This window comes from Photobacterium sp. 1_MG-2023 (genome assembly GCF_030547945.1).
Lineage (GTDB): Bacteria > Pseudomonadota > Gammaproteobacteria > Enterobacterales > Vibrionaceae > Photobacterium.
The window spans coordinates 1-11,540 of record NZ_JAUORR010000050.1 but is presented as its reverse complement, the minus strand read 5'-3'; the positions used below and the strand labels follow the sequence as shown (position 1 = coordinate 11,540).

General features: G+C 51.1%; 8 protein-coding genes. 7 read left to right on the top strand and 1 reads right to left on the bottom strand.

Features of this window, described 5'->3' with window-relative positions; all coding sequences use genetic code 11:
- Positions 1 to 151 precede the first annotated feature (151 nt).
- Complete coding sequence (locus Q4579_RS22290; RefSeq protein ID WP_303567087.1) at positions 152 to 694, bottom strand: hypothetical protein; 543 nt, start codon at positions 692 to 694, stop codon at positions 152 to 154.
- Positions 695 to 925: 231 nt separating this feature from the next.
- On the opposite strand from Q4579_RS22290, the gene Q4579_RS22285 reads away from it, so the two are divergent.
- The 7 genes from Q4579_RS22285 to Q4579_RS22255 all read left to right on the top strand — a co-directional run bounded on the left by Q4579_RS22285 (position 926) and on the right by Q4579_RS22255 (position 11,369).
- Positions 926 to 1,378 (top strand): hypothetical protein, encoded by a 453-nt coding sequence (locus Q4579_RS22285; protein ID WP_303567084.1) that lies wholly within the window; start codon positions 926 to 928, stop codon positions 1,376 to 1,378.
- A gap of 102 nt (positions 1,379 to 1,480) precedes the next feature.
- Positions 1,481 to 2,854 (top strand): TolC family protein, encoded by a 1,374-nt coding sequence (locus Q4579_RS22280; protein WP_303567081.1) that lies wholly within the window; start codon positions 1,481 to 1,483, stop codon positions 2,852 to 2,854.
- Between the two features lie 16 nt (positions 2,855 to 2,870).
- Positions 2,871 to 4,577 carry an efflux RND transporter periplasmic adaptor subunit gene (locus Q4579_RS22275; protein ID WP_303567080.1) on the top strand — a complete coding sequence of 569 codons (1,707 nt, stop codon included), beginning with the start codon at positions 2,871 to 2,873 and terminating at the stop codon, positions 4,575 to 4,577.
- On the top strand, positions 4,574 to 7,714 hold the full coding sequence (locus Q4579_RS22270) for an efflux RND transporter permease subunit (RefSeq protein WP_303567078.1): 3,141 nt from the start codon (positions 4,574 to 4,576) through the stop codon (positions 7,712 to 7,714). Before Q4579_RS22275 ends, Q4579_RS22270 begins: the two co-directional genes overlap by 4 nt.
- 12 nt (positions 7,715 to 7,726) lie before the next feature.
- A complete protein-coding gene (locus Q4579_RS22265; protein ID WP_303567077.1) occupies positions 7,727 to 8,278 on the top strand; it encodes a copper-binding protein in 552 nt (183 codons plus the stop codon).
- Between the two features lie 627 nt (positions 8,279 to 8,905).
- A complete protein-coding gene (locus tag Q4579_RS22260) occupies positions 8,906 to 9,916 on the top strand; it encodes a HEPN domain-containing protein (protein WP_303567075.1) in 1,011 nt (336 codons plus the stop codon).
- Between the two features lie 133 nt (positions 9,917 to 10,049).
- Positions 10,050 to 11,369 carry a HEPN domain-containing protein gene (locus tag Q4579_RS22255; protein ID WP_303567073.1) on the top strand — a complete coding sequence of 440 codons (1,320 nt, stop codon included), beginning with the start codon at positions 10,050 to 10,052 and terminating at the stop codon, positions 11,367 to 11,369.
- Positions 11,370 to 11,540: the final 171 nt, after the last annotated feature.

The following is an 11,540-nucleotide window of genomic DNA, read 5'->3' as shown; positions in this document are numbered from 1 at the left end:
CACCCAGACGAGGCTCCGGCGCATCAACGTCACTGGGTTCCCGCCTTCGCGGGAACGACGAATGATTTTAAATTCATTCATTTACCGTCATTTTCGAGCAGGCGGGAACGACCAAAGGTTATCCCAACTGCAATGACACATTGCGACAGACTCACGCCTTCCGATCCTGCCGCCTGCTGAGATCCCGGGCAAGAATGAGCGCGAGTCCGATAATTTGCAGAAAAAGAGCCAAACTTCTCAGCCCGGAGATGGTTGTCATACGCTGGGTGTACTCTGAATTCAGGGCCAGATTTTCAATAAAGAGTTGATTGATTTTGTCTCTGAGCAGGGCCTGCTCCGCATTTACCGCTGTCATGGTGTGCTGGACGCTTTCTGCTGACAGGGCTGCGGAGATCGACACTTGCCAGTGTTCCAGCTGGCGCTGTAACTCTTGGGCGACGGATACCGGTAAGCTTGCCGGGCTGGTTTCCGACATTGAAACCAGAATCAGGACGAGCTCTTTTTTCTGCTCGAGTGATTCGATTTGCTGCCAGGTCAGGCTGATCAGCTTGTCGTTTCCATGCTGCTGCTGTACCAGACGGTTCGCTTCAACCGTTGTCCCTTCGATATAAAAGTTGGTCATCAGGGCTGAGAGAATATTCAGCAGAAGCCCAGTGGCAACCAGCGCCCAGGTAAGAACAAACCATTTTCTCATATCCGATCCTCAGCCAATCCTTCTTCAGATGATGGTCTTCATTGGGCCTGATAGCGACGCGAATCTGTCACAGTGGTGAGAATCAGCCGTAATCCCCCCTGTCTTGTGACAGCGCAGCTTGCACTTTTTTATCTTTTGTCCATTTTTTTATAGAAGAGATGGTCATCAACATTGACCTTCCCCCTAGGGGAAGCTTTATGGTGATGCCGTTGTAACTGCTTAAGGCTGATGATGCGTCGGAATTCAAACCGGACAATCTGGATTACACTGCTGACTGCACTGACACTTCTGGTGTCGAGTGTGGCGAACAGTGCATCGCTGATGGCGATCAGCATGATCAGTGACCGTTTGTCTGCCCCAACGCAATCTTCATCCGCAATGACACAGTGTGCAGGCATGTCTCATCATGCCGAGCCTGAAAGCAGCATGACGTCCGACACACACCATCATGCATCCGGCAGCCAAGACAGGCACGCACAGCCGCCACAAGACAACGTGAGTGGCCCCTGCAAGCATGACAAAGATGCGCACCCCTGCTGCACCGTGTTGTGCGGAACGGCCATGGTGCTGCCTGCGCCTTATCGTCCTTTCAATCTCCTGAGCCAACTGGCACTGCGACCCACCGAAGCCGTTGTGGCTGCGGTCTCGACAGCGTCGTCGCTGTACCGTCCTCCCATCGCCTGAATCCAGCTTTTACTCCGGGTAACACTGCACACACCACGTTGGCAGTGAATGTTGTTTTGCTGCCGCTGTCCGGCAGTCAACAAAAACAGAGTGGATTCAGAAGTGAAAAAACAACTATCCATGATCGTACTGAGCTTCAGTACGCTCGGGCTGATGTCGTTGCCTGTGATGGCAACCGGGACAGTCGTCTCTGCTGTTCAGCCCGAGACTCAGCGGGTCTCTTTACAGACCCTGATCGCGCTCGCGCTGGTCAACGATGCCAGCCAAAAACAGCTGACAGCCCAGTCTGACGCTTTGCGTGAGACGGCAATTGCCAGCGCAACACAGATGGACCCGAAGCTGAAATTCGGTGTCGGCGGGTTGCCTGTCGACAGTTTTCAGTTTGATGAAGACCCGATGACGAATATTTCCGTCGGACTGATGCAGCAGTTTGAGCGCGGCGATACGCTCGCGCTTCAGGCCCGAAAAGTACGTCAGCAGGCGGACGGCATTGACTGGCAACGCCTTGTCAGACAAAGGGATGTTGCCAATCAAGTCACCCAGCTCTGGCTGGAACTGGGCTATCAGCAGACGGCAGAACGCTTGTTGCGTGACAACCGGCAACTGATGTCGGAACTGGCTGGCTTTATTGAAACCAACTACGCCATCGGAACCAGTGAAGCACAGGATTTACTGAAAGCGCAGCTTCAGGTGACCTCACTGGACGACAAAATCCAGGCCAATCAGCAAATGCAGCGGAAACTGACTGCTCAGATGTCTGAGTGGCTGGGCGCAGACTGGTTAGCGGCAACGTCGGGCCTTATCGTAAATGATGAGCTCTCCTGGCAGGAATTGGACGCCATGCTGGCCGCTGAGCGCCAGTCTCGCCATTACTTTTCTTTCCTCAATGCGCATCCGCTGGCAAAAGTCGCCGATACCGCCATTGCGGCCAGCGAAACGCAGGCAGAAATCGCGGGCGAAGCCTATCAGCCGCAGTTCGGGGTCGAAGTGATGTATGGCTACCGCCAGGCCAACAATATGCGGGGTGAGCCTGCGTCGGATCTGCTGAGTGCATTTCTGACCGTTGATCTGCCGTTGTTTACCGGCAACCGTCAGGATCGCCAGCAGGCTGCGGCCCAGTATCAGGTGGGCGCCGCCAAATCACAGAAAGATCTGATCCTTGCGCAGATGAATGCCCGGGTGAATGCGCTGGTGGCCGATCGCACGAATCAGCAGCAAAGGCTGGTCCGGTATCAGTCGAGTCTTTTACCTCAGGCCAAAGCGCGCACTCAGGCGGTGGAGCGGGGTTATCAGAACAATACGGCGCAGTTCAGTGAGGTGATTCTGGCTGCCAGCGATGCGCTGGCTATTGAAACTGAACTGGCCCGGCTGACCACGGATCTGAACCAGACCAACAGCAATCTGGCTTTTTTGCTCGGGGGGCGCGCATTGCAGGAAATCGCCCCGTCACTGGCAGCGCAACCGCTGTCGGACTGATTCGCAAGGAGAACCTATGAAAACCATCACAATGACAACGCTGGCCTTGCTGATCGGCAGTGGGCTGGGCTATCTGGGCAGCCAGTTTCTGAGCAGCCACGGTGCCGCTGCGAGCGCGGCAGATTCTTCCATGACGCAGGAGAAGCAGCCGCTCTACTGGGTTGCGCCAATGGATCCGAACTACAAGCGGGATCAGCCGGGAAAGTCCCCCATGGGGATGGATCTGATCCCGGTGTATGACGAGGCGGGCGGATCGGCAAAAAGTAAACCCGGTACGGTTCGGATCGATCCGGCGGTTGAAAACAACCTGGGTGTGAAAACGGCACAGGTTACGTTGCAGCCGCTGTCACCCCGGATTGAGACTGTGGGTTATATCGCATTTGATGAACGGCACCTGTGGCAGACCAATGTGCGTGTCAGTGGCTGGGTCGAAACGTTATCGATCAATGCGGTCGGAGAGCAGGTCCGCAAGGGCGATGTGCTGTTTACCCTGTATTCGCCGGAACTGGTGAAAGCGCAGGAAGAATTACTCAATGCTTACCGCTCAAAACGTGACGGCCTGATTCAGGGCGCGTTTGACCGCTTGGTTGCGATGGGCGTCGATCAGGCACAGATCCGGGCCATCGTGAAACGGGGACGGTCAGTCCAGACCATCCAGATCAAAGCACCGGCAGACGGCGTGATCGCCACGCTGAATATCCGGGAAGGGGCGTATCTGTCGCCCGCACAGGCTGTCATCAGTGCCGGCCCGCTGAATACGGTTTGGGTGGATGCGGAAGTCTTTGAACGTCAGGTGCACTGGATCCGCGCTGGCAGTCAGGCCAGCATGCGGCTGGATGCTTTGCCCGGTCGCACCTGGCAGGGCAAGGTGGATTATGTTTATCCCATTCTGGATCCGGCCACCCGAACGCTGCGGATGCGCCTGAATTTTGAGAATCCGAATGGCGAACTCAAACCCAACATGTTTGCCAACATTACGCTGGAACCGGTGACAGACAGCGAAGTGCTGACGATTCCGGCTGCTGCCGTGATTCGTTCCGGTGGCATGACCCGGGTGGTGCTGGCTGAAGGGGAAGGCAAATACCGCTCGGCCCGGATTGAAACCGGCCGTGAAGCCGCAGGGAATGTCGAGGTGCTGCAAGGTCTGACTGTGAAGGATCGCGTCGTCACCTCGGCCCACTTCATGCTGGATTCTGAATCCAGTCAGACGGCAGATCTGGCGCGGATCAATGGCGTCGAGCCACCACAGGAAACGGTTTGGGCGACGGGAGAGATCACGGGCGTCATGACCGGACACCGGATGCTGACCATCAACCATCAGCCTGTTCCCGAATGGGAGTGGCCGGGAATGGTGATGAATTTCACGCTGGCCGACGGGCTGGAGATCGCGTCGCTGACAACGGGTCAGGCGCTGGATTTTGAAATCGCCAAAGCGGATTCCGGCCAGTTTGAAGTGGTGGATTATCAGGTGCGGGAAGCCGCTGCCCGTGAAGTCTGGGTCGACGGCAATATCACGCTGCTGATGGCGGATTTCGGCATGATCACCCTGTCGCATCAGGCGGTGTCTGAGTGGCAGTGGCAGGCCGGTGAAATGAGTTTTACGGTGGATGATCAAGTGGATCTGTCCGGATTCAGTGAGGGCCAGACCGTCCGTTTTCTGATTGCACGCAACGGCAGCGAATACACCCTGAAACAGCTGGAAAAATCCGGGGGTGAACAATGATCAGTGCCATCATTCGCTGGTCGCTCCGGAACCGGTTTCTGGTGCTGATGGCCACGGTGTTTCTGACATTCGGCGGCTTATACAGCGTGAAGAACACCCCGGTGGATGCGCTGCCGGATTTATCCGATGTCCAGGTCATCATCAAAACCAGTTATCCGGGACAGGCACCTCAGGTGGTGGAAGATCAGGTGACCTATCCGCTGACGACCGCCATGCTGGCTGTGCCCGGTGCGGTGACGGTGCGCGGGTATTCCTTCTTCGGGGATTCCTATGTGTACATCATTTTTAATGACGACACCGATATGTACTGGGCGCGTTCCCGGGTGCTGGAGTATCTGAGTCAGGTCGCGCCGAAACTCCCGGACAATGCCAAACCGACGCTGGGCCCGGATGCAACCGGGGTGGGCTGGGTGTACAGCTATGTGTTGCAGGATAAAACCGGTCAGCACGATCTGGCGGAACTGCGCAGCCTGCAGGACTGGTTTCTGAAATATGAACTGCAGACCGTCAGCGGCGTCTCGGAAGTCGCGACTGTCGGCGGGATGGTGAAGCAGTATCAGGTTCAGATTGATCCGGCCAAACTGCGGGCATACGACCTGACGTTACAGCAGGTCAATCAGGCGATTCAGAAAGGGAATCAGGAAACCGGGGCTTCCGTGATTGAGGTTGCTGAAGCGGAACACATGGTTCGCACCAGTGGCTATCTGACCGGGGTCGATGATCTCAATGCGCTTCCTCTGAAAGTCACGGCAAAAGGGACGCCTTTACTGCTGGGCGATATTGCGGATATCAATATCGGGCCGCAGATGCGCCGGGGGATTTCAGAACTGAATGGCGAAGGCGAGGCGGTCGGTGCCGTGATCGTGATGCGCTACGGTGAGAACGCCAGTCAGGTGATTGATTCGGTGAAAGCCAAGCTGGCCGATCTGCAGCGCAGCCTGCCGGATGGTGTCGAGATCGTGCCGACTTACGACCGATCGACCTTGATCAATGCAGCGGTTGAGAATCTCTGGCAGAAGCTGGCGGAAGAGTTCATCGTGGTGGCGATTGTGTGTGCGATTTTCCTGTGCCACATCCGCTCTTCTCTGGTGATCGCCATCAGCCTGCCGGTCGGGATTCTGGCTGCCTTCGTGGTGATGCACTGGCAGGGGATCAATGCCAACATCATGTCGCTCGGCGGTATCGCGATTGCGATCGGGGCCATGGTGGACGGCGCCATTGTGATGATTGAGAACGTTCACAAGCACATTGAGCGCACGCCGCTGACGGAGAAAAACCGTTGGCAGGTGATTGGCAAAGCCGCGGAAGAAGTCGGTGCGCCGTTATTCTTCTCGCTGCTGATCATTACCCTGAGTTTTGTGCCGGTGTTCGCGCTTGAAGGGCAGGAAGGCAAAATGTTCGCCCCGCTGGCCTTCACCAAAACCTATGCCATGGCTGCGGCTGCCGGGCTGGCGATTACGCTGGTGCCCGTGCTGATGGGGTATTTCATTCGCGGCAAGGTCCTTCCGGAGCACAAAAATCCGGCCAACCGCGGGCTGGTGGCCTTGTACCGGCCGCTGCTCAATCTCAGTCTGCGCTATCCGAAATCCGTGCTGGTGGTGGCGCTGGCGTTGCTGGCCTCGGCGTATTATCCGGCGACCCGCACCGGCAGTGAATTCATCCCACCGCTGGATGAAGGCGATCTGATGTACATGCCAACCACGTATCCCGGCATCTCAATCGGGAAGGCGCGGGAGTTGCTTCAGCAAACCAACAAGCTGATTAAAACCGTGCCGGAAGTGGCAACCGTGTGGGGCAAGATTGGCCGGGCGGAAACTGCGACGGATCCGGCGCCGCTGACCATGATTGAAACCGTGATCCAGCTGAAACCGAAAGATCAGTGGCGTGAAGGTGTGACCACAGAATCCCTGCGTAAAACCTTCGACGATCGGGTGCAGTTCCCGGGGCTGACCAATGCCTGGGTGATGCCCATCAAAACCCGCATCGATATGCTCTCGACCGGGATCAAAACGCCGATCGGCATCAAGATTGCCGGTCCGGATCTGAAAGTGATCGAGCAGATAGGCGCACAGATTGAGCCGATTCTCAACGGCATCAGCGGCACGGCGTCTGTGTATGCCGAGCGGGTTGCGGGCGGACGTTATGTCACCATTGATATCAAGCGTCGGCAGGCGGCCCGCTATGGACTGAATATCCAGGATGTTCAGCAAGTGATTGCCTCTGCTGTCGGCGGGATGAATGTTGGAGAAAGCATTGAAGGGCTGGAGCGATATCCAATCAATGTCCGTTATCCGCAGGATTACCGTGATTCGGTGGTGAAGCTTCAGAACCTGCCGCTGGTGACGCCGAACGGCGCCCGGATTGCACTCGCCGATGTTGCGGAGATTCGCTACGAAGATGGCCCGCCGATGATCAAAACCGAGAATGCGCGGCCGAATGGCTGGGTGTTTGTTGATATCGATGGCCGGGATCTGGGTTCTTATGTCGCCGAGGCCAGACAGGTGGTGGCCGATGCGCTTTTGCTGCCTGCCGGATATTCGCTGAGCTGGTCCGGTCAGTATGAATACATGGAACGCGCCAAGGCCCGGCTGAGTGTGGTCACGCCGATCACCCTGATGATTATTGTTTTGCTGCTGTATTTCAGCTTCCGGCGGGTCGGTGAGGTATTGGTGATTCTCGCCACTTTACCGCTGGCGATGGTGGGCGGCATCTGGCTGCTGTATGTCCTGCAATATAACTTCTCGATTGCTGTCGGGGTTGGTTTTATTGCGCTTGCGGGCGTGGCGGTTGAGATCGGGGTCATCATGCTGGTGTATCTCAATCAGGCCTGGCATGGGCGCAAGTTACATGCCGCTGAAAACAATCAGCCACTTCAGGCGCAGGATCTGACCGATGCGATTCGTGAAGGGGCTGGACTGCGGGTCCGTCCGGTCATGATGACGGTCAGCACCGTCATTATCGGTCTGATTCCGATTATGTACGGTTCGGGCACTGGCTCGGAAGTCATGCAGCGGATTGCCGCTCCCATGATTGGCGGCATGGCCTCTGCGTTGATTCTGACGCTGCTGGTGATTCCGGCCATTTTTAAACTCTGGAAAAGCAAAGACCTGCAAACACAAGTTGTGTCGACACACTAAGAAGGAAATCCCATGAAGAAAACTGTATTTGCAATCATGATGTCTGTTGCGCTGGCAACCCCAGTACTGGCCGATGAAATGGGCCATGGCAGTATGGATCACGGCAAAATGGACCATGCGAAGATGGATCACAGCCAGATGGGCTCTGACAAAATGGATCATGCCGGCATGTCGATGGCAGGGATGTCGGCAGTCGGGATGCCTGCTCAGGGCGCCAAACCCGATAAAGTGGTGCATGTACTGCTGTCGGATGACATGAAAATCCGCTTTAAGAAAGAAGTCGACATCGAGCCCGATGACATCGTGCAATTTGTGGTAATGAACGTCGGCAAAATTGATCACGAATTCTCCATCGGCTCAATGGAAGAGCAACTCAAACACCGTGAAATGATGCGTCAGATGACTGCCGGTCATGACCACGACAGCGGCTCGACGGTGACGGTGAAACCAGGACAGGCAAAACAGCTGCTCTGGCACTTCCACGGCGAACCCAGTGTCGAGTTCGCCTGCAACATCCCCGGCCATGCTGAAGCCGGTATGGTGAAGAGTGTGATGGTGCAGTAACCCCGCGTCATCAGCCCCTTCACTCCAACTTGCAAAAGGAGGCAACGCCTCCTTTTTCCTCGCCTCAGAACCTTGCCCCAAAGCACAGATATGCAATCTAAAACACATCAAAACGTGAAACATCAGCCATATCTGCATATGATGCATATGCGTCAAATTTCCATCATCCAATTTACTTAAATGTAAAGGGCGGTAGCGTTTCTGAAATTGAGTTGATGACGCTGTTCCACGATTTGGATTTGTCTGGACAAACGCATTCAGGGTGTCTTTTGCGTGATCGGAGCGGCATTGGCTTGCAATACCAGATGGTCGAAAAACTTGTGTGAATGTTGATGAATCGGTGGTGGCATGTCAGTCATATTTGAACGGCTGTAAATGAACAGACCTGAGACTATAGAATATCGCTTTATTATTTCGAATCACTTGTCCCTGATTTACGATGCAAAGAACATGAATGATGAAATCACATGTGAGTCAGTTGCATGGAAATTGATACGAAAGCGAGATATACGACATCATGTCGTATATCTTAGTGATGAATCTATATGATAAAGTTAGATTTTTTGTTTTATACCAAATGGTTACATGTTAATTTAAGTGAAGATATATACGACAGAGTTATACGACATGATGTCGTTGAATAAAATGTTAAGCGGTTTTGCATTTCCCCGAGCTGAACCATTAAGAAAAATACCGAGGTTAACGATGGGTCATAACGACCACCTTGAAGATTACTACCCGGAATTGCCAGAAGAGGCGGGCGTTAATACAAGGTCAGGCTTCGAACCTGATAATGAATGGCTTTCAGCAGCACCGCCTGACCTGCGTCATGAGGCAATGCGACAATGGTTCATTAGTCGCTTTTGGGACCCAGCGAATGATACACCCTACAATGGTCGCGAAGGAGGATACCTCTATATTCATGGCGGTCCTTACGAAGCAGAGGATGAGCTGTATGGCAGGTTCGGGGATTTATTTGATGATGAGATAGTGCGTGCTGTAATTGATGATGTGGAGTCCGATGGTATATATGAATGGGCCCCAATACATACTGAGCCCGATTACGATGAATACTTTTCTTTTGAAGTTGAATCGGAGGACTCGCCTTACAAACAATTTCTCCAGCGTTTATCAGAAATTGATTCATTAAACGCGGCGGCTCTAGATTCTGAGCATAAAGTACTGTTACGCCAACTGCTCTATTCACATCTTATTGCTGCTTTAGAGACATATTTGTCAGACACTATGTCATATTGGGTTAAAACCGATGAGGATGTTTTTAAACGATTCGTTTCAAACTGCTCCGAGTTTAAGAAAGAAAAATTGTCACTATCAACTATATTTAACCGTCTTGAGGCGCTAAGAGATCAGGTTGAGCAATACATACAGAAAACTGTCTGGCATCGTCTTGACAGGGTTATTCCGCTTTTTTCGAGTTCGCTGGATATTGAAAGACCAGAAATTGAACAGCTAATGGATTACATTGTAATTCGTCATGACATAGTCCACAGGGGCGGAAGAACAAAGGAAGGTAGTCGTGTGGAGATTACATCAGATAAGCTATCTGAGTTACGTCTTTGTGTTGCAACGTTTGTTGAGAAAATTGAAGGAGAAATCACATCGACAGGTGATTTTTAATTTTAGTCTTTTTCAAGAGCCACTTAACAAATTGCTGCACTCGGAAAAATTACTCGCTGCGCTCCTAATTTTCCGGTGAGCAAGGCGTTAGAGCACCGTCGATGAATTTAGCATCTGCATCAAAGGAAATTGAGTGAAAATTGAATTTTTAGTACTAGTTACAAATGATGATTCATTTTGTAATAGCAAGAAGGCATTCGTCGACTTTCTAAAAGTTGACTCATTAATATCAATAACAGGGCAAAAATTAACCTATAAAAAAACCCCTAAATCAAGACCTCTAATAACAGTTAAATTTAAAGTTGAAACAGATGATATACCTTCAAATAAGGAAAGGTACTTTTTAATTGCTTTAGAAAATACAAATGACGAGTTAGTCGAAGAGTTTGCAGAAGTCGGAAATAAAATTAAGCAAATAAGTAAACGAATAAATCCTGAATCAACAGTAGTTAATATTCTTTGGGATGATATTGGTCGGCACTACGCACATAAAGCTTACCCTTTGATTAATGATGTTGAAAATGTGATGAGAAAGTTAATCAGTAAATTCATGCTGATTAATGTGGGAATGGATTGGTCAAAAGAAACAATTCACCCTGATTTAGCTAAAAAAATTGAGAAGTTTGAAGAAGAAGATGCTCATTTAAATGACCTTTATAAATTGGATTTCATAAATTTATCGGAAGTTCTTTTCCAGAAAAAAAGAGATATAACACTTGACGAATTAGACAGAGTTTTACTAAAAACCAAGTTTGATGACTCTGATAGAGCCAAAATATTGAAGTACATTCCTAAATCTAATTGGGAGAAGTACTTTTCATCTCTATTGGATGAAAACTCGCAAGGTTTAGAAAAAAAATGGGAATTGTTGTATAAACTAAGGAATAAAGTAGCACACAACAGGTTTTTAACTCGGGAAGATTTTGAAAAAATCAAAGGGTTAACCTCTCAAGTTAAAGGAATACTCAGTATTGCGATGAATAAACTAGGAGAGATTGATTTAGATGAAGAAGATCGCGAACAAATAATACACTTTTATCAATCAGAATCTCCCCGAGCAATTGGTTTTCTTGCCGAAAATGCCGTGGCGGAATATTTTATGAGGAATGGAGCTGAAGTTGTGCAGCCTCGCTCAAGGTTTGCAACAGACTTTATTGTCGTAACCCCTCAAGGTAACACTGCTATTGAAGTAAAGTCCTTTTCCCATAAAGCATTGATAAACTCTTTACGTTTGCGAATTGCTCGTGCAGTGATGCACGTTAAAAAATGTATTTCGATTAACAATATAGATAAGGGCGAAGTTATAGTTGTTGTCCACGGTATTATCGATGAAATGATGACTCCAAGGCTCCTTGAACGATTGGAATCAGTTAGAAGTAGTTTAAATTCTAATATTGCTATAAAAATTGGGTTTATTAATGAAAGCGGTTCATATGAACCACTGGATATATAGGTGCTCTAACAAGTTGCTCAAGCGGACAAAAAACAGCTGGCTTTTGCTCGTTCCTCGCTAATTTTAGACAGCTATTTTATTGCCGATTAGCAAAGCTACATGGACTCCCCCGGTTGTCAACAACAGCGTCAGGTAATGCAAGGTTTGGGACTGCCGCTCTACATTCGGTCT

Coding starts and splice junctions, on each gene's coding strand:
- Q4579_RS22265 (WP_303567077.1), top strand. CDS start 7,727: ATGAAGAAAACTGTATTTGCAATCATGATGTCTGTTGCGCTGGCAACC.
- Q4579_RS22285 (WP_303567084.1), top strand. CDS start 926: ATGCGTCGGAATTCAAACCGGACAATCTGGATTACACTGCTGACTGCA.
- Q4579_RS22260 (WP_303567075.1), top strand. CDS start 8,906: ATGATGTCGTTGAATAAAATGTTAAGCGGTTTTGCATTTCCCCGAGCT.
- Q4579_RS22275 (WP_303567080.1), top strand. CDS start 2,871: ATGAAAACCATCACAATGACAACGCTGGCCTTGCTGATCGGCAGTGGG.
- Q4579_RS22270 (WP_303567078.1), top strand. CDS start 4,574: ATGATCAGTGCCATCATTCGCTGGTCGCTCCGGAACCGGTTTCTGGTG.
- Q4579_RS22290 (WP_303567087.1), bottom strand. CDS start 694: ATGAGAAAATGGTTTGTTCTTACCTGGGCGCTGGTTGCCACTGGGCTT.